21 protein-coding genes are annotated in these 20,314 nt (G+C 56.8%); 3 read left to right on the top strand and 18 right to left on the bottom strand.

What is annotated here, in order from left to right:
• The first annotated feature begins 19 nt into the window (after positions 1-19).
• A complete protein-coding gene (locus tag BBA90_RS07420; RefSeq protein WP_065648580.1) occupies positions 20-2,095 on the top strand; it encodes a YccS/YhfK family putative transporter in 2,076 nt (691 codons plus the stop codon).
• Here the strand turns inward: BBA90_RS07420 and argD are convergent, their stop codons facing one another.
• The 5 genes from argD to ppiA all read right to left on the bottom strand — a co-directional run bounded on the left by argD (position 2,096) and on the right by ppiA (position 5,448).
• Positions 2,096-3,316, bottom strand: coding sequence for a bifunctional acetylornithine/succinyldiaminopimelate transaminase (gene argD / locus BBA90_RS07415; protein ID WP_065648579.1), 1,221 nt, complete (start codon positions 3,314-3,316; stop codon positions 2,096-2,098).
• An 87-nt stretch (positions 3,317-3,403) separates the two neighbouring features.
• Positions 3,404-3,979 carry an aminodeoxychorismate synthase component II gene (locus tag BBA90_RS07410; protein WP_065648578.1) on the bottom strand — a complete coding sequence of 192 codons (576 nt, stop codon included), beginning with the start codon at positions 3,977-3,979 and terminating at the stop codon, positions 3,404-3,406.
• A gap of 41 nt (positions 3,980-4,020) precedes the next feature.
• Entirely contained in the window at positions 4,021-4,614 is a 594-nt protein-coding gene (locus BBA90_RS07405) for a putative adenosine monophosphate-protein transferase Fic (protein ID WP_065648577.1), read from the bottom strand.
• Positions 4,604-4,774: a YhfG family protein gene (locus BBA90_RS18735; protein ID WP_075050720.1), complete on the bottom strand. Its 171-nt coding sequence runs from the start codon at positions 4,772-4,774 to the stop codon at positions 4,604-4,606. Before BBA90_RS18735 ends, BBA90_RS07405 begins: the two co-directional genes overlap by 11 nt.
• A gap of 101 nt (positions 4,775-4,875) precedes the next feature.
• A complete protein-coding gene (gene ppiA, locus BBA90_RS07400; RefSeq protein ID WP_065648576.1) occupies positions 4,876-5,448 on the bottom strand; it encodes a peptidylprolyl isomerase A in 573 nt (190 codons plus the stop codon).
• A 260-nt stretch (positions 5,449-5,708) separates the two neighbouring features.
• On the opposite strand from ppiA, the gene tsgA reads away from it, so the two are divergent.
• Complete coding sequence (gene tsgA, locus BBA90_RS07395) at positions 5,709-6,887, top strand: MFS transporter TsgA (RefSeq protein ID WP_065648575.1); 1,179 nt, start codon at positions 5,709-5,711, stop codon at positions 6,885-6,887.
• Positions 6,888-6,977: 90 nt separating this feature from the next.
• Here tsgA and trpS read toward each other — a convergent pair whose 3' ends face one another.
• From trpS to pilM, 12 genes are all read right to left on the bottom strand, one after another.
• Positions 6,978-7,982, bottom strand: coding sequence for a tryptophan--tRNA ligase (trpS, locus tag BBA90_RS07390; RefSeq protein WP_065648574.1), 1,005 nt, complete (start codon positions 7,980-7,982; stop codon positions 6,978-6,980).
• A gap of 15 nt (positions 7,983-7,997) precedes the next feature.
• Positions 7,998-8,675 (bottom strand): phosphoglycolate phosphatase, encoded by a 678-nt coding sequence (locus BBA90_RS07385; RefSeq protein WP_065648573.1) that lies wholly within the window; start codon positions 8,673-8,675, stop codon positions 7,998-8,000.
• Positions 8,659-9,342, bottom strand: coding sequence for a ribulose-phosphate 3-epimerase (rpe, locus tag BBA90_RS07380; protein WP_065648572.1), 684 nt, complete (start codon positions 9,340-9,342; stop codon positions 8,659-8,661). The genes BBA90_RS07385 and rpe overlap by 17 nt, the downstream gene beginning before the upstream one ends.
• Before the next feature lie 65 nt (positions 9,343-9,407).
• On the bottom strand, positions 9,408-10,217 hold the full coding sequence (gene dam, locus BBA90_RS07375) for an adenine-specific DNA-methyltransferase (RefSeq protein WP_065648571.1): 810 nt from the start codon (positions 10,215-10,217) through the stop codon (positions 9,408-9,410).
• 94 nt (positions 10,218-10,311) lie between these two features.
• Entirely contained in the window at positions 10,312-11,343 is a 1,032-nt protein-coding gene (locus BBA90_RS07370; protein ID WP_065648570.1) for an SPOR domain-containing protein, read from the bottom strand.
• Positions 11,344-11,463: 120 nt separating this feature from the next.
• Positions 11,464-12,552 (bottom strand): 3-dehydroquinate synthase, encoded by a 1,089-nt coding sequence (gene aroB, locus BBA90_RS07365; protein ID WP_065648569.1) that lies wholly within the window; start codon positions 12,550-12,552, stop codon positions 11,464-11,466.
• Between the two features lie 39 nt (positions 12,553-12,591).
• A complete protein-coding gene (aroK, locus tag BBA90_RS07360; RefSeq protein ID WP_039380929.1) occupies positions 12,592-13,113 on the bottom strand; it encodes a shikimate kinase AroK in 522 nt (173 codons plus the stop codon).
• Positions 13,114-13,596: 483 nt separating this feature from the next.
• Positions 13,597-14,856 carry a DNA uptake porin HofQ gene (gene hofQ, locus BBA90_RS07355; RefSeq protein ID WP_075050719.1) on the bottom strand — a complete coding sequence of 420 codons (1,260 nt, stop codon included), beginning with the start codon at positions 14,854-14,856 and terminating at the stop codon, positions 13,597-13,599.
• Positions 14,774-15,181: a HofP DNA utilization family protein gene (locus BBA90_RS07350; RefSeq protein WP_065648567.1), complete on the bottom strand. Its 408-nt coding sequence runs from the start codon at positions 15,179-15,181 to the stop codon at positions 14,774-14,776. Before BBA90_RS07350 ends, hofQ begins: the two co-directional genes overlap by 83 nt.
• The gene (locus BBA90_RS07345) at positions 15,171-15,659 is read right to left on the bottom strand and encodes a hypothetical protein (RefSeq protein WP_065648566.1); all 489 of its coding nucleotides are present in this window, start codon (positions 15,657-15,659) and stop codon (positions 15,171-15,173) included. The genes BBA90_RS07350 and BBA90_RS07345 overlap by 11 nt, the downstream gene beginning before the upstream one ends.
• Complete coding sequence (locus BBA90_RS07340) at positions 15,652-16,194, bottom strand: PilN domain-containing protein (RefSeq protein ID WP_065648565.1); 543 nt, start codon at positions 16,192-16,194, stop codon at positions 15,652-15,654. Before BBA90_RS07340 ends, BBA90_RS07345 begins: the two co-directional genes overlap by 8 nt.
• Complete coding sequence (gene pilM, locus BBA90_RS07335; RefSeq protein ID WP_065650423.1) at positions 16,188-17,003, bottom strand: pilus assembly protein PilM; 816 nt, start codon at positions 17,001-17,003, stop codon at positions 16,188-16,190. The genes BBA90_RS07340 and pilM overlap by 7 nt, the downstream gene beginning before the upstream one ends.
• Positions 17,004-17,156: 153 nt before the next feature.
• On the opposite strand from pilM, the gene mrcA reads away from it, so the two are divergent.
• Entirely contained in the window at positions 17,157-19,706 is a 2,550-nt protein-coding gene (gene mrcA, locus BBA90_RS07330; protein ID WP_065648564.1) for a peptidoglycan glycosyltransferase/peptidoglycan DD-transpeptidase MrcA, read from the top strand.
• Between the two features lie 31 nt (positions 19,707-19,737).
• On the opposite strand, the gene nudE is transcribed toward mrcA, so the two are convergent.
• Positions 19,738-20,304, bottom strand: a complete 567-nt coding sequence (gene nudE / locus BBA90_RS07325; protein ID WP_065648563.1) for an ADP compounds hydrolase NudE — start codon at positions 20,302-20,304, stop codon at positions 19,738-19,740.
• Between the last annotated feature and the right edge of the window lie 10 nt (positions 20,305-20,314).

Below are 20,314 nucleotides of genomic sequence, written 5' to 3'. Positions count from 1 at the left end.
TTCTGTTTGCGATAAGCTGATGTGGCGCCGAATCATCTACCATCCCGAAGTCAACTACGCTCTGCGTCAGACGCTGGTGCTGTGCCTGCCTGTCGCGCTGGGATGGCTGTGTGGCGATCTGCAAAAAGGCCTGCTGTTCTCGCTGGTGCCCGCCTGCTGCAATATTGCCGGCCTTGATACGCCGCATAAACGTTTTTTCAAACGTCTGATCGTGGGCGGTACGCTTTTCGCCACTGGCAGTTTCCTGATCCAGTATCTCACTGACGCCGCGATCCCGCTGCCGCTTATTATGCTGGTGCTGCCGCTGCTTATTGGCGTGACGGGCGAAATCAGCCCGCTGCACGGACGTCTGCTGCCCGGCACGCTGATTGCCGCTATTTTTACGCTGAGTCTGGCAGGACGCATGCCGATCTGGGTGCCGCCGCTGCTCTATATTGGCGGCACGTTCTGGTATGGCCTGTTTAACTGGTTCTGGTACTGGCTGTGGAAAGAGCAGCCGATGCGTGAAACGCTGAGCCTGCTCTATCGTGAACTGGCGGATTACTGCGATGCCAAATATACCCTGCTGACGCAGCTGACCGATCCGGAGAAAGCGCTGCCACCGCTGCTGGCGCGTCAGCAGAAAGCAGTTGATCTGATCACCACCTGCTATCAGCAGATGCATATGCTCTCTGCCAGTCGCGACAACAGCCATAAGCGGCTGACGCGTGCTTTCCAGGTGGCACTCGATCTGCAGGAGCACATCGCTGTCAGCCTGCACCAGCCGGAGAAAGTGCAGAAGCTGGTCGAGCAGAGTCATGCCGAAGCCGTTATCCGCTGGAATGCAAAAACCATTTCGGCACAGCTCAGGCTGCTGGCGGATGCCATTCTCTATCATCAGTTGCCCGCCCGCTTTCAGATGGAAAAGCCGCTCAGCGCGCTGGAAAAGATAGCGCGGCAGCATCCGGATAATCCGGTTGGTCACTTCTGTCTTTATCATTTCAGCCGTATCGCCCGCGTGCTGCGCACTCAGAAACCGCTTTATACGCGCGACCTGATGGCCGATCGCCAGCGGCGTCTGCCGCTGCTGCCCGCCCTGCGCAGCTATCTGTCGTTCAGGTCCGGCGCCCTGCGCAGCGCAGCCCGCTTTGCCGTTATGCTGATGTTCGGCAGCTTTATTGCGCTGTTTTTCAATATTCCCAAGCCCTACTGGATCCTGATGACCATTATGTTTGTCAGTCAGAACGGCTACAGCGCTACGCGCGTGCGCATTCAGCACCGGGCGCTCGGGACCTTTGCCGGACTCCTGATTGCCGCCGCCTCGCTGCGTTTCGCCGTACCGGAGTCGATCGCGCTGCTGTTTATGCTGGCCATCACGCTGGCCAGTTATCTGGTGACGCGCAAATATTATGGATGGTCGATGATTGGCTTTACCGTGACGGCGGTGTATTCACTGCAGCTGCTGTCGCTGAACGGTGCTCAGTTTCTGCTGCCGCGCATGATGGATACGTTGATGGGATGTCTGATTGCATTCGCCGGTATGATCTGGCTATGGCCGCAGTGGCAGAGCGGTTTGCTGCGGCAGAATGCGCACGATGCGCTGGAGGCCTATCAGGAGGCGCTGCGCATGCTGCTGGGGCCGGAACACTCGCCGGAAAAGCTGGCTTATCAGCGGGTAAAGGTGAATCAGGCGCATAACGCGCTGTTCAATGCGCTGAATCAGGCGACCAGCGAACCCGGTTTCAACGCGCAGTATCTGAAGGATATGCGACTCTGGGTAACGCACAGTCAGTTCATCGTGGAGCATATCAACGCCATGACCATCCTGGCGCGTGAGCACACCATGCTGACGCCGGCGCTGGCAGAGCGCTATCTGCAGTCGTGCGAAATTGCGCTGCAGCGCTGCCAGCAGCGGCTGACTTACGACGGACCGGGCAGTGAGAACAATGTGATGGAGGCGCCGGAAAACCTGCATGAAGGGCCGGTGACCATTGTCGAGCAGCATGTTAAACGCATTTTGCAGCATCTCAGCGTCATGCACACCATCTCATCTCTGGCGTGGAGCCAGCGGCCGCATCATGGCCGCTGGCTGCGGGCTATCCGTCCGAAAGGATAGTCAGGCCGCGAGAACCTTGCGCAGTGCGGCAGCAAACCGCGTCATACCGGCATCAATCTCCTCAGGTGCGATGACCAGCGAGGGCACAAAGCGGATCACATCGCTGCCGGCGGTCAGGATCATCACGCCTTCTGCCGCCGCCGCATTGAGAATATCGCGGGCTTTACTGGCATGTTCCGGTTTCAGTACCGCGCCCATCAGCAGACCTTTACCGCGAATTTCGCTAAAGAGGCCCAGCTCACGATCCAGCGCCGTCAGCGCGTCAGTAAACTGTTGCCGCCGGGCTTCCACGCCGGCAAGCACCGCCGGCGTGTTAATGATATCCAGCGCGGTTTCTGCAATCGCACAGGCGAGCGGGTTACCGCCATAGGTGGTGCCATGTACGCCAGGCGCCATAACGGATGCGATCTCATGCGTGGTCAGCATCGCGCTGACCGGGAAACCGCCGCCCAGCGCTTTAGCCGTGGTGAGAATATCAGGCTGAATGCCGTAGTGCTCATAGCTGAACAGCTTGCCGCTGCGCCCCATGCCGCTCTGCACCTCATCCAGCACCAGCAGCGCGTTATGCTCATCACACAGCGCACGCAGCCCCTGCATGAATTCCGGCGTTGCCGGCATCACGCCGCCCTCACCCTGAATCGGTTCCACCACAATCGCGCAGGTATGATCATCAATCACAGCTTTTACCGCTGCCAGATCGTTGAACGGAACGTGGACAATATCCGCCGGTTTCGGACCGAAACCGTCAGAGTATTTAGGCTGCCCGCCAACGGAGACGGTAAACAGCGTACGGCCGTGGAAAGCATTATGAAACGCGATGATCTTACTTTTAAACGGGGAGTGCTTTTTACAGGCGTAGTAGCGCGCCAGCTTGAACGCGGCTTCGTTGGCTTCCGCACCGGAATTACCAAAAAATACGCGATCGCCGAAGGTGGCGGCAATCAGCTTACTCGCCAGACGCAGCGCCGGCTCGTTGGTAAAGACATTACTGGTGTGCCACAGGGTTTCGCCCTGGCGCTTCAGCGTCTCTACCAGTGCCGGATGGCAGTGGCCCAGCGCGGTGACCGCTATACCGCCAGAGAAGTCGATATACTCTTTACCCTGCTGATCCCAGACGCGGCTGCCTTTTCCCTTTACGGGCACAAACTGCGCAGGTGCATAAACAGGCAAAATAACGTTATCAAACGTCTCCCGGGTTACCGCTATGTTTTCCGCTGCCATTGCTGACCTCATCCGGTTATTAGGTGATTTAAAATGAAATTATAATCACGAAATATGCATAAAAAATCACAGAATGGCAAACGGAAGTTAGCGCTCAAGGAAATTTTTCAGCAGCTGATGGCCCTGTTCGCTGAGCACGCTTTCCGGATGAAACTGCACGCCTTCCAGCGGCAGCGTGCGGTGACGAAAGCCCATGATTTCATCAGGCTGGTTATCACGCAGGCTCCAGGCGGTGATCTCAAATGCGTCAGGCAGCGATTCACTCGCCACAATCAGCGAGTGATAACGCGTAACGGTAAGGGGATTAGCGAGGTTGCGAAACACCCCCTCTCCGTTATGGCGTACCGGAGAGGTTTTCCCGTGCATCACCTGACGCGCGCGTACTACCTTTCCGCCAAACGCCTGCGCGATGGCCTGGTGTCCGAGGCAGACCCCCAGCACCGGCAGCCGGCCGGCAAAATAACGAATGGCATCCAGGGAAACACCCGCCTGATCGGGCGTGCAGGGGCCGGGTGAGATGACCAGATGGCTCAGCGGTAATGCCGCCATCTCAGCCAGCGAAATGGCGTCGTTGCGCACGACGCGCACCTGCGCGCCCAGCTCGCAAAAATACTGGTAAAGATTCCAGGTAAAAGAGTCGTAGTTATCAAGCAGCAGCAGCATCATGACCTCAGGTCGATCAAACCGCCGCTATTCTACGCACTTTATCGCGCCGGGCTTACCACTTTTGTCAGCTGTGCGGTCAGTGCCGTAAGATCGCCGGTGACCGCTTCGTGGATTGCGTCCCGCCACGGCGCCGGTTCCAGCCGATCCCATTCCAGCAGATAGCCAGCGTGCAGCGCCAGCTGCTCAAAAAAGATGCGCTGAGCGCGTCCATTGCCTGCCCGGAACGGATGCAGCACATAGAGTTCACAATAGTAGTGCGCCAGACGGGCAACAAAGGCGTCCGCATCCAGATCGGCCAGCCCCTGCTCCTCCTCCAGCGCGCTCATTAGCGCATTGCCCTCTTTCTCAATGTATTCACAGTGACAGTAAGGGGTCTCATCGCGCCAGATATCGATGGTGCGGAGCTCGCCCGCCCAGCTGTAGAGATCCTGAAACAGCGTGCGATGAATATGACGTAAACGCGGCAGGCCCGGTATGCGCGGACCTAAATCCAGCGTCGCCAGCCGCGCGGCGCTGAACGCCAGCTCCGCCTTGCGCAGCTGCGCGGCATCATGAATTTCCAGTCGGTTTTTCAGCACATCGTCGTTGTGCCACAGGTAGGGATCGCGTACCGCCAGTGAATTATCCGCCATACTGCCTCCTCAGCGAAGTGAGCCGATCTTCCGCTGTCTCAGCGGTCACAGCAGGCTCAGTCAGGGTATAACCAGACAGCCTGCAGCTGGCCTGATAGCTGGCAGCACGACGCTGCAGCCACAAAGTGGCTTTCTGTTTTTCAGTGAGTTTCTGCGGCATAGCGCCTCCGGCTGACAGGATTTGCCCTAAGTATAAGAGCAAATTCTGGCTTTGCCGGAGCGCGGTCAGCGGCGTCATGCTAAAGGCGACGCTGAAACAGATTAAGGCAGGATTTTCGCGGCGGTAATAACAACCGGTTTTGCCGGTACATTCTGATACGGGCCCACGTCTTTAGTCGGGACCTGGGCAATCTTATCGATCACATCCATCCCTTTCACAACTTTACCAAATACCGCATAACCGAAGTCGCGCTGTCCGTGATCCAGGAAAGCGTTGTCAGCCACATTCAGGAAAAACTGGCTGGTTGCGCTGTCTTTCTCAGCGGTACGCGCCATAGAGATGGTACCGCGCAGATTACGCAGCCCGTTATCAGCTTCGTTTTTGATTGGCGCAGTGGTCTGCTTCTGCTGCATATCCGTGGTAAAGCCGCCGCCCTGGATCATAAAGCCCGGGATCACACGATGAAAAATGGTGTTGTTGTAGAAACCGTTATTAACGTAATCCACAAAGTTTTTTACTGAAACCGGCGCTTTCTGGTTATCCAGCTCAAGTTCAATGTTGCCTGCCGACGTGGTAAGCAGTACATGTGTATCCCCTTTTGCAGCCAGTGCAGAAGCAGATACGGAAGAGAGTGCTAACAGGGCGAGCGCCGCTGTCAAAGTACGTTTAAGCATGGAAGAGTCCTTACCCTGGAGATCGGCTTAAAAAACAGAATTGATTGTAAAGAGCATGTAATACAAGAGCCAGCGTTTTACCTATATTTACCCGAATGTTGCAAACGTCATACTTTTGCCGCTGCGCAATCATTTGCGTGATTGAAATCACACATATCATGAAATTTGCGTAGCTTATTTCACTCCTTGTTTATTAAGATCACAGTTCCATTTACAATTCATGACACTTTCGCTTCATCGTCCCCCCACAGGTTATGAACATGACAAACCGTAATCGCATCGGCCTTACCTGGATCAGCTTTTTCTCTTATGCGCTCACTGGCGCACTGGTGATTGTGACCGGTATGGTGCTGGATAATATCGCGCAATATTTCCAGCTGCCCATCTCAGAGATGAGCAACACCTTCACTTTTCTTAACGCCGGCATTCTGGTTGCCGTTTTCCTGAACGCCTGGCTGATGGTTATTGTGCCGCTGAAACGCCAGCTGATTTTTGGCTTCGTGCTGATGATTCTGGCGGTTGCGGGCCTGATGACCAGCCATAATCTGCAGATCTTTTCCCTCTGCATGTTTATTCTGGGCGTGGTCAGCGGCATTACCATGTCGATAGGTACCTTCCTGATCACCCATATCTACGATGGCCGTCAGCGTGGTTCACGCCTGCTGTTTACAGATTCATTTTTCAGCATGGCAGGAACGATATTCCCGATCATTGCTGGCGTCCTGCTGGCGCGTGCGCTGCCGTGGTACTGGGTATATGCCTGCATTGGCGTTATCTATCTGGCTATTTTCGTGCTGACGCTGATGGTGGAGTTTCCGGTGCTTAAAAGCGAGGCGGCCGTTCAGGGCGGAGAAAAAGAGAAATGGGGCGTGGGCGTGCTGTTCCTCTCCATCGCTGCGCTTTGTTATATTCTGGGTCAGCTGGGCTTTATCTCCTGGGTACCGGAGTACGCAACCAAATCGATGGGCATGGATATCGCCTCTGCCGGCCAGCTGGTCGGTAACTTCTGGACCGCTTACATGGTGGGCATGTGGGCGTTTAGCTTCCTGCTGCGCTTCTTTGACCTGCAGCGCATTCTGATGGTGCTGGCTGCGCTGGCTACCGGCCTCATGTACTGGTTTGTCTCCTCCCGGGAGGCGGGCATGCTGCACTGGATCATTATGGCGCTTGGCTTCTTCTCCAGCGCAATTTATACCACCATCATTACGCTGGGATCGCTGCAGACCAAAGCGGCATCCCCTAAACTGGTTAACTTTATCCTGACCTGTGGCACCGTCGGCACCATGCTGACCTTTGTGGTTACCGGCCCAATCGTGGCCAAAGGTGGCGCGCATGCGGCGCTCTCTACCGCAAACGGCCTTTATGCCGTGGTGTTTGTCATGTGTGTGCTGCTCGGCTTTGTCACAAAGCACCGTCAGCACGGTCATGTGACCCACTGATGATTCCGGCACTGCCGTCTCCCGCGGCAGATGCGACCCAATAAAAAGGCGAGCCTTCTGGCTCGCCTTTTTTATGTCATCCGCGCTGGTTTACGGCTGTGCGACGAAACCGACGGCGTCGTACACCTTCTTCAGCGTCTCCTGCGCATGCGCACGCGCTTTGGCAGCACCGTCACGCATTACCTGATTGAGCAGCGCTTCATCGTTGCGGAAGTGATGATAGCGCGCCTGCAGTTCAGTCAGCATGCCGGATACCGCATCGGCAACCTCGCCCTTGAGGTGTCCGTACATTTTGCCTTCAAAATGCTGTTCAAGTTCCGGAATCGGTTTGCCGGTAACGCCCGAGAGAATATCCAGCAGGTTAGAGACGCCCGCTTTCTCTTTCACATCATAGCGCACCACCGGCGGCTCTTCGGAGTCAGTGACCGCCCGCTTGATCTTTTTCACAACCGATTTGGTATCTTCCAGCAGGCCGATAACGTTGTTGCGGTTGTCATCCGACTTCGACATCTTTTTCGTCGGCTCCAGCAGCGACATCACGCGTGCGCCCGATTTCGGGATAAACGGCTCCGGAACCTTAAACACGTCACCATAGAGCGCGTTGAAGCGGGCAGCAATATCGCGGCTCAGCTCCAGATGCTGCTTCTGATCCTCGCCTACCGGCACCTGATTGGTCTGATACAGCAGAATATCGGCCGCCATCAGTACCGGGTAATCAAACAGACCGGCGTTGATGTTCTCTTCATAACGGGCAGATTTATCCTTGAACTGTGTCATACGGCTCAGCTCGCCAAAATAGGCGTAGCAGTTCAGGATCCAGCTCAGCTGCGTATGCTCCGGCACGTGCGACTGAACAAAAATAGTGCTTTTTTCCGGATCAATGCCGCAGGCCAGATAGAGCGCCAGCGTATCCAGCGTCGCTTTACGCAGCGTGGCCGGGTCCTGACGCACGGTGATCGCGTGCAGATCGACGATGCAGTAAATGCAGTGATAATCATCCTGCATCTGCACCCACTGACGCAGCGCACCCATGTAGTTGCCAATGGTCAGTTCACCTGAAGGCTGGGCGCCGCTGAAAACGATGGGTTTGCTCATGTTATATCCTGATAATCACAGCCCGAGTGCGGGCAGAAGTTCGCTAAAAGTGTCGAGAGTTAAATCGGGCTGGCTGGTGGTAATGGACTCACCGTAGTTGTAGCCAAATGTCATACCGACATTCGGTACACCGGCAGCCTGTGCCGCGAGGATATCATTGCGCGAATCCCCGACAAACAACAACTCTCCCGGCAGTACGCCAAAATGCCCCAGCACGAGGAAGATGCCGGCCGGGTGCGGCTTTTTCACCGCAACATCATCACCGCCGATGATCAGTGAAAAACAGTCGCTGATGCCGAGCGATGCCAGCAGCGGAGCAACAAACGGCGTCGGTTTATTGGTGACGATAGCGAGGGGCAACCCCTGCCCGCGCAGTGCAAGCAGCGTCTCTTTTACCTGCGGAAATAGCGTGCTGCCAGACTCAACCGTGTCAGCATAGTGGCGATCAAAACAGGCGCGTGCATCACGCTGCTCTTCCGCATGCGGCTCACGGCCCAGCGCCCAGGTCAGGGCGCGCGCCATCATGATATCGGCGCCGTTACCAATCCAGGTGGACGCGCGTTCAATACCCGGTGCCGGCAGCTGCAGATCGCCCAGCGCCCGGTCGATCGCCTGTGACAGACCGGGTGCGCTATGCACCAGCGTGCCGTCGAGGTCGAACGCCAGCGCGCGGATATCAGTGAAATGAGCCATTGACTTTCTCCAGTTCAGTGCGCATTTCATCAATGACTTTTTTATAATCGGGATGACCGAAGATGGCTGAACCGGCAACAAACATATCCGCACCGGCGGCGGCAATCTGTCCGATATTGTCAATCTTCACGCCGCCATCCACTTCAAGCCGGATGTTATAGCCGCTCTGATCGATCAGCCGGCGCGCCTCACGCAGTTTATCCAGCGTGCCCGGTATAAATGACTGGCCGCCGAAGCCAGGATTAACTGACATCAGCAGGATGATATCCAGCTTATCCATCACATAGTCAAGGTAGCTCAGCGGCGTTGCCGGATTAAATACTAGGCCCGCCTTACAGCCATGCTCTTTAATAAGCTGCAGGGTGCGATCCACGTGGTCACTGGCTTCCGGGTGGAAAGTGATGTAGCTGGCACCCGCTTTAGCAAACTCCGGGATAAGTGCGTCCACTGGCTTTACCATCAGGTGCACATCAATCGGTGCCGTGATGCCGTAGTCACGCAGCGCTTTCAGCACCATGGGTCCCATGGTCAGATTGGGCACGTAGTGATTATCCATCACATCGAAATGCACGACATCGCCGCCTGCCGCCAGTGCTTTGGCGGTATCTTCACCCAGACGGGCAAAGTCAGCGGCAAGAATTGAAGGGGCCAGTAAAAATTGTTTCATCCGATTCTCCCAATGTTGTGCGCCAGCCTCAACTGACGTAATGCGTTGGTCGCGGACGAAACAGGCTAGCGGAAAAGCGCCAGCAGTTCGTCCACCTGCGTACGACCACTTATGCTTCGGCTGATAGAACGCCGGGCTTTTACTACATGTAAATCCGCGTTCTGATACCACTCCCGGGTCAGCAGCGTATCGTGATTGGAAATCAGGACCGGTATCTGGCTCTGTGCCAGCTTCCCGGCCAGCTCAGCAAGATGCTGCTGCTCGCGCAGGCTGAAACTGTTGGTGTGATAGGCCGTGAAGTTGGCCGTTGCCGACAGCGGTGCATAGGGCGGATCGCAATAGACCACTGAACCTGCAGCAGCCCTGTTCAGGGTAACATCGTACGATTCACAGACAAAGGTCGCTTTCTGCGCGCGCTCTGCAAACCAGAGTAGTTCAGCTTCCGGAAAATAGGGTTTGCGATAGCGGCCAAAAGGCACGTTAAACTCACCGCGCAGATTATAGCGACACAGGCCGTTATAACCGTGACGATTCAGATAGAGGAACAGCACGGCGCGCTGGTAGGGATCGCGGCTGGCGTTAAATGCCAGCCGCTGCGCATAGTAATGCTCTGCGCTGTTTCCTTCTGGCGTAAAAAGCTGACGCGCATCCGCAATAAAGGTCTGCGTACGCGTTTTGACGATGTTGTAAAGATTGATGAGATCGCCGTTGATGTCCGCCAGATGATAGCGGTCATAATCGGTATTGAGAAATACGGAACCGGCGCCCACAAAGGGTTCAACTAAACAGTCGCCTTGTGGCAGGTGACGACGAATATCGTCAAGCAGTGGGTATTTCCCACCGGCCCATTTCAGGAAAGCGCGATTTTTTTTCATGCTGTCGTGGTTATTACATCTTCATTGTAGCTGTGGTGAAACCGACAGCAGATCTGCGCTTAAACGGGGCCGCAGTAGCAGGCCCCACATCAATTTACTGACTCTCTTTTTTAACCTGGCTCAGCGGTTTTACCCACGGATTGACCGCACGTACTTCAGCAGGCAGTGCAGCTACAGCCCTTTTTGCTTCGGCAGGCGTCGCGTAAGCGCCGCTGACCAGCACGTACCAGGGCTGACCATTACGTGTGGTTTTATACACGTGATAACCGCTCAGATTCTGTTTTTTTGCCCACGCCGTCAGGCTTTCCTGCTTCGATGCCCCGCTCAGCTGCAGCGTATAGTTGCCACCTGAAGGCAAAGACTTACTGGCGCTGCTGGCAGGCGGGTTGTGAGCTGCCGTGGTGTGGGTCTGGCTCTCTCGGGTCGCAGACGGTTTTGCCGCAGCCGCAGATTTATGACTGCTCCCGGATGCGGTTGAGCGTGAAGTATTGCTGCTGGCACGCGGCGCGTTATCCGCCCGCACAGCTGGCGGCGTAACCGCTTTTGCTGCTGTGCTGCCAGCATTACCGCTTACGGTAGCCGGCGCGGTGGGCAGAGATGAGCCGCCCTGTGCACCCTGCGCCGCAGCGTCTACCGGGCCCTGCTGATTACTCAGCGCGCTATTGAGATCGCCCGGCAACGTGACGCGCTGCTGATTCGCAGGCGCCTCTGTTACCTGCGCCTGCGTTGGCGTAGATGAAACGGAAGGCATTGAGATCGCCTGTCCCTCACCGCCTGCTGCTGGCTGGGTGGTATCCTGCGGCGCGCTGCCTTCAGCCGTTGGTGCCGCTGTCTGCTGGCCGCTCATGGAGGTGGAGTCAGAGAGATCGATATGTTTTTCACTGCCGCCAGATGTCGCCGCACTGCCGCTGTTACGGTTAGCCGCCGGTTTATCATCCGGCCCGGTCAGCGCTGAACCAATGCCCAGCACCAGAACCAGCAACACCAGAATGCCAATTCCCATCATCATATGCTGACGGGAGACCGGCGCTTTGGCTTTTGGCGCAGAAGACGCTTTACGGGATCGCGCGGGACGGCGATCGCTGGCATCAGGTTTTAACTCATCTTCCGGTTTGAACTCATCCATCTCGCCTCCTCCGTAAAACGGCACGCGTCCGACGCACCGTATCACAACGTTCTTCTTCAGCCTGAACTTACCTGCCGCAGCGGTCTATGACGGTCTGCTGTCAGAACGCTACCTTCGCGCTCAGTTACTGCGACAATCGTTAATTGCAGCCAGCACCATATCATGAGCAACACCGGCACGCACTTCAGAGCGACCAATAGCGAGAGGCAGCACCAGACGCAGTTCGCCCCCTACTACTTTTTTGTCGCGCATCATATGCGGCAGATACGCTTCCGCTGTCATCTCAGCAGGACCGGTTACCGGCAAGCCCGCGCGCTGCAGCAGCGCAATCACGCGTTCGCTCTCTGCGGCGGTAAATTGCCCCAGCCGTTGCGCCGTTCGCGCGGCCATCACCATACCGGCGGCCACGGCTTCGCCATGCAGCCAGTTGCCATAGCCCATATGCGCTTCAATCGCATGACCAAACGTATGGCCCAGGTTGAGCAGCGCACGCTGGCCGTTTTCACGCTCATCGGCAGCAACCACTTCTGCTTTCAGCTCGCAGCAGCGGCGAATACACCAGGCGATTGCGCGCGCATCCAGCGCCAGCAGCGCATCAAGATTTTGTTCCAGCCAGTGGAAGAATTCACCGTCCAGAATGATGCCATATTTGATCACTTCTGCCAGGCCAGACGCCAGCTCGCGCGGCGGTAGCGTGGAGAGGCAATCGGTGTCAATGACCACCGAGGCGGGCTGATAAAACGCGCCAATCATATTTTTACCCAGTGGATGATTGACGGCGGTTTTTCCGCCTACTGACGAGTCAACCTGCGCCAGCAGTGTGGTGGGCACCTGAATAAATCGGACGCCGCGCTGATAGCTTGCAGCGGCAAATCCGGTGAGATCGCCTATCACGCCGCCACCCAGCGCAATCAGCGTGGTGTCACGGCCGTGTGGCTTCTGCAGCAGCGCGGTAAAGACCTCATCCATGACGGTCAGCGTTTTATACTGCTCACCATCAGGCAAGATCACCTGATCAACATGGATACCCGCCTGAGTCAGCAGCGTTGCTACTTTCCCGAGATAGAGCGGGGCCAGCGTCTGGTTGGTTACCAGCATGGCGCGATCGCCTGCCTTCAGCGGCCAAAAAGAAGCCGGATCATTAAACAATCCGGCAGCAATGGTAATGGGGTAACTACGATCCCCCAGTGAGACAGTGATCTTCTCCATGATGACCGATACCTGTTGCTGAGCCCTCAGGATGCTGGATTAATTTTTTTCCAGCATGTTGATGATCTGATTGGCGACCACTTTGGCACTTTGATCATCAGTGCGAATAGTGACGTCAGCGATCTCTTCATAAAGCGGATTACGTTCATCTGCCAGTGCTTCAAGCACTTCACGAGGCGGTTCATCAACCTGCAGCAGCGGGCGCTTTTTATCGCGCTGCGTGCGGGCAAGCTGCTTTTCGATGGTGGTTTCCAGATAGACAACCACGCCGCGGGCGGAGAGACGATTGCGCGTTTCACGGGATTTGACGGAACCGCCGCCGGTCGCCAGTACGATGCCTTGTTTCTCGGTCAGCTCGTTAATGATTTTTTCTTCGCGATCGCGGAAACCAGCTTCGCCTTCCACATCAAATACCCAGCCTACATCCGCTCCGGTACGTCGCTCAATTTCCTGATCGGAATCGAAAAATTCCATATTGAGTTGCTGAGCTAACTGACGACCAATAGTGCTTTTGCCGGCACCCATCGGCCCAACCAGAAAGATATTGCGTTTCTCTGCCATTTTGTCGGTATTACTAAGAATTCGTTGATGATACCCCGCGTTCAGCGCGTTGCTGGCGGGACAGGAACTGAGACCTCATAAGCATTAGCAAGAGTCAGATAGAAAATTATCTCAACACTCATGGCCGTTTGGCAACCGAATAAATCGCCTCCGGCAACCTGCACACAGGTATGGTCTTTGGTTCGCGAGACGGTAACGCTCTTCCTTACGTGCCTTCATGAAATGGGCTACAGCTGCGCAGGCCGGGGGTTGTCGGTGCTTATCATCGGCTGATATTAGCGCTGAAACCTGCCCTTTATCTGCTTGCTGCTGCCCGCTTTATGCTGGCATATTTCTTTTTTGACGCCAGTATCGCTTGTGACTGACGCCCGTCGGAAGATTATCCTGCCGCGTACCGCTACACCGTTTTAAAATCGCTAAACCTTGTAAGCTAATTCCTCTCCGGCGTCAACGCGCACGGCACTACAGAACGAATTTTCCGCTTTATCCGGCAGAAAGCGCTGCTTCCCTGACCAGTCTGGGGGTAATAAAGATAACCAGCTCACGCTTTTTCTGTTCCTGCAGCTGCTGCCGGAACAGCGCACCAAGCAGGGGCATCTCTCCCAGCCACGGCACGCGTTTTTCACTCTGCGTGCGCTGCTGCTGAAAAATGCCGCCCAGCGCCAGCGTTTCGCCATCACGCAGCGTCACCTGTGTCTCAATTTCCTGCTTTTCAATGCTGAGTACCTGATTCTCTCCCAGCGTCAGGCTGCGGCCAGGCATGTTCTGGCTCAGACGCAGCCGCAGCTGAATGCGGCCGTTGCCCAGTACCGAGGGAGTGACCTCCATACCCAGCACCGCCTCTTTGAACTCAATGGCCGTCGCGCCGCTGTTGCCTGACTTCACCTCATACGGAATTTCGGTGCCCTGCTTAATGGTCGCGGTCTGCTGATGCGCAGTAAAAAGCCGCGGACTGGCGATGATATCGATCTGATTCTCCTGCTCCAGCGCGCTCAGCTCAAGAGTGAGCAATTCACCGCTCATTTTTCCCAGCGTCACTCCGGCGCGCAGTGCAGGCGCACTGACGGCCAGCGGCAGACTAAGCTGCGGATTGCGCAGCGTCGCCGCCACCGCATCTGCCGGCGAGAGCTGCCAGCTGACGCCCAGTTCGCGCAGATGCTCTTCGTTCAGCGTAACGATATGTGCCTGCAACTCCACCTGTTCCAGCGGCCGATCAAGGGCTTTGATCCAGCGCGTTGTGTTTTCCAGGGCCTGCGGCATATCGCGCAGCAGCAGTGAGTTAGTACGGCTATCCACCGTGACGCTGCCGCGCGCTGACATCAGAGAGGGCTCGCCCTGCAGGCTGCGATGAATGTCGCTGGCGCTGGCGTAATGCAGCGCAACTGTGCGCTGCTCCAGGGTCCGCTGTGCCTGCTTCTCTTCCTGTTCCTGCCTGACCCGCTGCGTCTGACGCTGCTGCCAGCTTTGCGGATAAACCAGCAGCACCCCCTCCTCTTCTACCAGCACCAGGTCCGCCAGACGTGAAATCAGCGTCAGGGCATGCTCTGCGCTTACCTTCTCCAGACGCAGCGATAGCCGGCCCTCAACGCCGGGCGCAATCAGCAGGTTAGTCTGCTGATAGTCCGCCAGCGCCTGCAGAATGCGCTCCACCGGCGCATCGTCAAATACCAGGCTTAGCGTGCTGGTCTGCGCCTGCAGCGGGGCGCTTAACATAAGCCCCAGCAGCATCCCGATCCGTTTCATAAAAGCCTCCTTTAATTGTCCAGACTATCTGTTGCTGCACACAGCGGCGCGGTGCGGTTAACGTCAGCGTACGCGCGGTTATCTCCGCGACCTGCCAGGGATAAACCGGAAAAGGGGAGGATGGCGCCAGCCGATAGCTTTTCCCCTCGGGAGATATCACCCAGGCGACGAAGTGAGGTGCACGACCTGCTACGCCCTGCAGACGCCAGTTCTGCGGCGCTGCCGCGGCAGGTTCGCAGGCGCGGGTAATCAGAGGCATAAAAGGATCGCGTGCCGCTGCGGCGCCATGCCAGAGCAACAGACACAGCAGTGCGCTACTCCGCATCAGATGGCTCCAGCCACAGCTCTGCCGTCAGCAAACGCGGTCCGGACCGCAGTGAGAAACGCTGCGGTATCGGCTGCGCGGTTCCGGCCAGCTCACCAAACAGCGGCATAAATTCACGCCAGGCTAACTGCAATACCAGTTCTGATGGCTGAGCCTGCGGCTGCCAGTTTTGCAGCTGCGCGCCACGCGTGTTCACCAGTTGCTCCAGCGATGACGTTGTCGCGCTCTCGCGCTGCCGCGCCTGCAGCTTAGCGATCTCTGTTGCAAGGCTGTCTATTGACGGATGTAACGCCTGCTGCAGCTGACGCTGCTGCACGGTAAGCTCTGCCAGCGCTGTCCGCTGCTGTGCCAGCGCCTGGTGTTGAGGACGCAGCTGCAGCAGCCAGAGCAGCAGCAGCATTGTTGCGACAACCAGCACGCTGCAACCGGCACGCCAGGCAAAAGGCCACAGTACATAGCGCCACATCAGCTCATTCATCGGGCTGCTCCCGCAGTCGTGCCTGCAGCGTAAACCGGTATCTGCCCTCTGACTGCCGGACTATTGCCCTCTGTCTGACGGCCGCAAACAGCGGCTGCGCCAGCAACCGGTGGCGCAGCTCACTCACCGCCGCCACGCTGTCACTCCACCCTTCTATCCGCAGCAGCAGCTGCTGACGCTCAATACGCTCCAGCCATAACGCTTCCGGCAGTAGCGCCGGCAGCTGCTGCCAGAAATGTTGCCAGTGCTGATATTGCCGCATTACCTGCTGTCGCTGACGCTCTGTCTCCAGCAGCCTGTCGCGCGCCTGCAGCAGTGATTGCTGCTGCGTGCGCAGGTGCTGCAGCGTAAGCAGCTGCTGCCGGGCCTGCTCTGTCGCGCTTTCTGCCTGAAAAAGCTGTTGTCTGTTATACCCTCCCAGGATCAGGGCAGTGAGCAGCGGCAGCGTTAACGCGGTAACCAGCAGATATTGCGTCTGCCGGCAGCGTTTCTGCCACAGCCGTTCGCGCCACGGCAGCAGATTAACGCTTAGCATGCGCTGTCTCCGGGACGCAGTGCCAGCCCCAGCGCCAGGGTAAAATCTCCCTGTTGTGCAGGCAGTGGCGGCTGCTGATAGCGTAATAGTGACAGCGGCAGGCACAGCTTTGCCTGCCGCGCGGTCGGGGCTGACGTGGAGGTACAAAGCTGATCGGACACCTGCGGAAACAGCTGCGCAATGATGTCTGCATTGAGCGTCCCTGCAACGGCCCCGCAGCGCAGCGTGCCGTCATTAAACGCCCAGAAGGCGTGATCGCCTGTCGGGTGGATCAGCAGCGTATGCAGGGCAAGCGGCAGCTGTTGTGCGACCTGCATCAGAGCCTGCGTGCTCAGTTCAAAGATGTCAGGCTCAAGACCGGCCTGCTGCAGCGGCTGAAGCCACTGGGCCATCACGTCCCGCCGGGCAGCCGTCACCTGCAGCGTGTTTGCAGCAGCGTCACACTGGTAGTCAAACGCCAGCAGCGCGGTTTCCATCGGGAAGAGATTGCGGGCGGCGGCAGTGACATAACGATTTAACGCGGGTTCACGCAGCGTGGTGCCAGGCAGCGGCAATGTTCGCTGCAGCACCAGTTGTGGCGGCAGGCCAACGCGCAGTGAGAACTGCGCCGGTAGCTGCCGCCGCCACGCCGCTAACATCTCCTGTAACAGCGGCGAGCTTTGCAACACACCGTTGCGTAACGTATCGTGCGGCAGCGCTTGCTGCCACCAGTGTCGCAGCTGCCAGCCATGACGACGGCGTTCAATACCCAGCGCACACAGGTGCCTGTTCTGAATATCCAGTCCAATTTGCCAGCGCTGAAAAGCCATATGCGCAATCTCCTTATTATCAAAGGTCAACGCTAAACCCGGCTATGCTGAATGACAGACAAATGACGGGTATATCAAAGCGTCAGGCTTGCCTTTATACTACCGCGCGATTGTTTATAAACTGCCCAAACGCCAACAGATGGGAATTCTCAGGTGAAGTTCGTAAAGTATTTATTGATTCTTGCAGTGTGTTGCATTTTGCTGGGAGCCGGTACGGTTTATGGCTTGTACAAATACATAGAGCCGCAGCTGCCCGATGTGAACACATTGAAAGATGTGCGTCTGCAGACGCCGATGCAGGTTTACAGCGCCGAGGGCGAGCTGATCGCCCAGTATGGTGAGAAACGCCGCGTACCGCTGACGCTGAAGCAGATGCCGCCAGAACTGATCAAAGCATTTATCGCTACCGAAGATAGCCGCTTTTATGAGCATCACGGCGTCGATCCGGTGGGGATTTTTCGTGCTGCCAGCATCGCACTGATGTCAGGCCATGCGTCGCAGGGAGCCAGTACGATTACTCAGCAGCTGGCGCGTAACTTCTTTCTGAGCCCTGAACGTACGCTGATGCGTAAAATCAAAGAAGCGTTCCTGGCGATCCGCATTGAACAGCTGCTGAGCAAAGATGAGATCCTTGAGCTCTACCTTAATAAAATCTACCTCGGCTATCGCGCTTATGGCGTTGGCGCGGCGGCTCAGGTCTATTTTGGTAAAACGGTCGACCAGCTGTCGCTGAGTGAAATGGCGATGATCGCGGGTCTGCCAAAAGCGCCCTCAACCTTTAACCCGCTCTATTCGCACAGCCGGGCGCTGGCGCGCCGTAATGTAGTACTGGCGCGCATGCTGGATCAAAATGACATCACACAGCAGCAGTATGAAGAGGCCCGTAATACGCCGCTGACCGCCAGCTATCACGGTCCTGAGATCGCTTTTTCTGCCCCTTATCTCAGTGAAATGGTGCGTCAGGAGATGGTGAAACGTTACGGCGACCGCGCCTATGACGACGGCTACAAGGTGTATACCACCGTAACCCGTCGCCTGCAGGAAGCGGCGCAGCAGGCGGTACGTAACAATGTCATGGCTTATGATATGCGCCATGGCTACCGCGGCCCGACCACCGTGTTATGGAAAGTCGGTGAGACAAGCTGGGATCAGGCCCGTATTCTGAAAACGCTGAAAACGCTGCCTGCCTACGGACCGCTGAATGCGGCAGTGGTGACCAGTGCCAGTGCTCAGGAGGCCACGGCCTTACTGAAAGATGGCAGCACGGTCGCGCTGAAGCTCTCCGGCGTGCGCTGGGCTCGACCTTATAAATCAGACACGCTGCAGGGACCGACACCGCGCACCATTACGCAGGTGCTGCAGGCCGGTCAGCAGATCTGGGTGCGTAAAGTGGGCGATGAGTGGTGGCTGGGTCAGGTTCCGCTGGTGAACTCTGCGCTGGTATCACTGAATCCGGAAGATGGCGCGGTGCGTGCGCTGGTGGGCGGATTCGATTTTAATCAGAGCATGTTTAACCGTGCTACCCAGGCGCTGCGTCAGGTGGGATCAAACATCAAGCCGTTTCTCTATACCGCCGCGATGGATCGTGGCCTGACGCTGGCTTCGATCCTCAATGATGTTCCGATCTCCCGCTGGGATGCCGGTGCCGGCGCTGACTGGCGGCCTAAAAACTCGCCGCCAACCTATGCCGGCCCTATCCGTTTGCGTCAGGGGCTGGGAGAATCTAAAAACGTGGTGATGGTACGCGCCATGCGCGCCATGGGCGTCGATTATGCTGCAGAATATCTGCAGCGCTTTGGCTTCCCGGCGCAGAATATTATTCATACCGAATCGCTGGCGCTGGGTGCCGCTTCATTTACCCCGCTGCAGGTGGCGCGTGGCTATGCGGTCATGGCAAACGGCGGTTTTCTGGTTGACCCCTATTTCATCACCCGCATTGAGGATGAGCAGGGCGGCGTAATTTTTGAAACCCGGCCTAAAATCGCCTGTCCGCAGTGTAATCTGCCGGTGATTTACGGCGATACCAGGAAGTCAGTCGCGCTGAATGAAGAGAGCGTGGAGAACGTTGCCACCTCTGATGAGTCGCAGAACCAGTCGGTGCCAAAGCCGGCGCTGGAGCAGGTTCCGGCACAGTCGCAGCCAGCAGGCGATCAGCAGTATGCACCGCATGTGATTAATACGCCGCTCTCGTTCCTGATCAAAAGCGCGCTTAACTCCAATATTTTTGGCGAGCCCGGCTGGATGGGTACAGGCTGGCGTGCCGGACGCGATCTGAAGCGGAATGACATTGGCGGAAAAACCGGTACGACCAACAGCTCTAAAGATGCCTGGTTCTCCGGCTATGGTCCGGGTGTGGTGACGTCGGTCTGGATCGGCTTTGATGATTCACGCGCGCTGGGGCGTTCAACCGTGTCGGGAGCAATTCCGGATCAGATTTCCGGTTATGAAGGCGGCGCCAAGAGCGCGCAGCCGGCGTGGGATGACTACATGAAATCTGCGCTGGAGGGCGTCCCGGTGCAGCCACTGACGCCGCCGGATGGCGTGGTGACCGTTACCATCGACCGTGCAACCGGTAAACTGGCTAACGGCGGTGGCAATACGCGTCAGGAATATTTCATCAACGGTACACAGCCCACGGAGTATACGGTGCACGACGTCGGCACGACCATTATGGACAATGGCGAAAGTCACGAACTGTTCTGATAACAAGGCGCCTGCGGGCGCCTTTCTTTATTCAGTAATCAAGCCGGCCCTGTTTTACCAGCCATTCGCGCACCAGAAACAGCGCACTGACATTACGCGCCTCGCTGAAATCAGGTTCTTCCAGCAGCGCCAGCAGGTTCTTCAGCGGCCAGCGCCGTACCACCAGTGGCTCAGGCTCATCACCTTCCAGTTTCTCTTCATAGAGTCCTTCCGCCACAACGATATTCATTTTACTGGAGAAGTAAGAGGGTGCCATCGTGAGCTTGCCCAGCGCTTCAAGGCGGGTCGCTCCGTAGCCGACCTCTTCTTTCAGTTCGCGGTCAGCCGCCTCAAAGGCGCTTTCGCCCGGATCGATCAGTCCCTTAGGGAAACCAAGCTCATAGCTTTCCAGCCCTACCCCATACTCCTGAATCAGAATCACGTCGTCGCCGAGAATCGGCACAATCATTACCGCTTCGCGTTCAGAAGGTTTCATGCGCTCATAAACACGGCGTGCACCATTGCTGAAAGCGAGATCGACGGCTTCAATGGTAAACAGGCGGGAGCGCGCCACCGCTTCTACCTTGAGGATGTCAGGTTTTTTCAATGGAGTGGTCATATCAGCCTCA

Origin of the sequence: Pantoea eucrina, from assembly GCF_001691555.1 — a bacterium.
GTDB classification, from domain to species: Bacteria; Pseudomonadota; Gammaproteobacteria; order Enterobacterales; family Enterobacteriaceae; genus Pantoea; species Pantoea borealis.
The sequence above is the reverse complement of the archived record's forward strand: the minus strand, read 5'-3'. Positions and strand labels throughout refer to the sequence as shown.

What these genes read in the sequence shown, in the direction of transcription:
- BBA90_RS18735 (WP_075050720.1), bottom strand. Translation starts at nt 4,774, where the DNA reads ATGCCGCAGAAACTCACTGAAAAACAGAAAGCCACTTTGTGGCTGCAG.
- BBA90_RS07345 (WP_065648566.1), bottom strand. Translation starts at nt 15,659, where the DNA reads ATGAATGAGCTGATGTGGCGCTATGTACTGTGGCCTTTTGCCTGGCGT.
- ppiA (WP_065648576.1), bottom strand. Translation starts at nt 5,448, where the DNA reads ATGCTTAAACGTACTTTGACAGCGGCGCTCGCCCTGTTAGCACTCTCT.
- rpe (WP_065648572.1), bottom strand. Translation starts at nt 9,342, where the DNA reads ATGAAACAATTTTTACTGGCCCCTTCAATTCTTGCCGCTGACTTTGCC.
- BBA90_RS07410 (WP_065648578.1), bottom strand. Translation starts at nt 3,979, where the DNA reads ATGCTGCTGCTGCTTGATAACTACGACTCTTTTACCTGGAATCTTTAC.
- BBA90_RS07340 (WP_065648565.1), bottom strand. Translation starts at nt 16,194, where the DNA reads ATGCTAAGCGTTAATCTGCTGCCGTGGCGCGAACGGCTGTGGCAGAAA.
- hofQ (WP_075050719.1), bottom strand. Translation starts at nt 14,856, where the DNA reads ATGAAACGGATCGGGATGCTGCTGGGGCTTATGTTAAGCGCCCCGCTG.
- BBA90_RS07350 (WP_065648567.1), bottom strand. Translation starts at nt 15,181, where the DNA reads ATGCGGAGTAGCGCACTGCTGTGTCTGTTGCTCTGGCATGGCGCCGCA.
- BBA90_RS07405 (WP_065648577.1), bottom strand. Translation starts at nt 4,614, where the DNA reads ATGGCGGATAATTCACTGGCGGTACGCGATCCCTACCTGTGGCACAAC.
- nudE (WP_065648563.1), bottom strand. Translation starts at nt 20,304, where the DNA reads ATGACCACTCCATTGAAAAAACCTGACATCCTCAAGGTAGAAGCGGTG.
- pilM (WP_065650423.1), bottom strand. Translation starts at nt 17,003, where the DNA reads ATGGCTTTTCAGCGCTGGCAAATTGGACTGGATATTCAGAACAGGCAC.
- BBA90_RS07385 (WP_065648573.1), bottom strand. Translation starts at nt 8,675, where the DNA reads ATGGCTCATTTCACTGATATCCGCGCGCTGGCGTTCGACCTCGACGGC.
- BBA90_RS07420 (WP_065648580.1), top strand. Translation starts at nt 20, where the DNA reads ATGTGGCGCCGAATCATCTACCATCCCGAAGTCAACTACGCTCTGCGT.
- aroB (WP_065648569.1), bottom strand. Translation starts at nt 12,552, where the DNA reads ATGGAGAAGATCACTGTCTCACTGGGGGATCGTAGTTACCCCATTACC.
- argD (WP_065648579.1), bottom strand. Translation starts at nt 3,316, where the DNA reads ATGGCAGCGGAAAACATAGCGGTAACCCGGGAGACGTTTGATAACGTT.
- trpS (WP_065648574.1), bottom strand. Translation starts at nt 7,982, where the DNA reads ATGAGCAAACCCATCGTTTTCAGCGGCGCCCAGCCTTCAGGTGAACTG.
- aroK (WP_039380929.1), bottom strand. Translation starts at nt 13,113, where the DNA reads ATGGCAGAGAAACGCAATATCTTTCTGGTTGGGCCGATGGGTGCCGGC.
- dam (WP_065648571.1), bottom strand. Translation starts at nt 10,217, where the DNA reads ATGAAAAAAAATCGCGCTTTCCTGAAATGGGCCGGTGGGAAATACCCA.
- tsgA (WP_065648575.1), top strand. Translation starts at nt 5,709, where the DNA reads ATGACAAACCGTAATCGCATCGGCCTTACCTGGATCAGCTTTTTCTCT.
- BBA90_RS07370 (WP_065648570.1), bottom strand. Translation starts at nt 11,343, where the DNA reads ATGGATGAGTTCAAACCGGAAGATGAGTTAAAACCTGATGCCAGCGAT.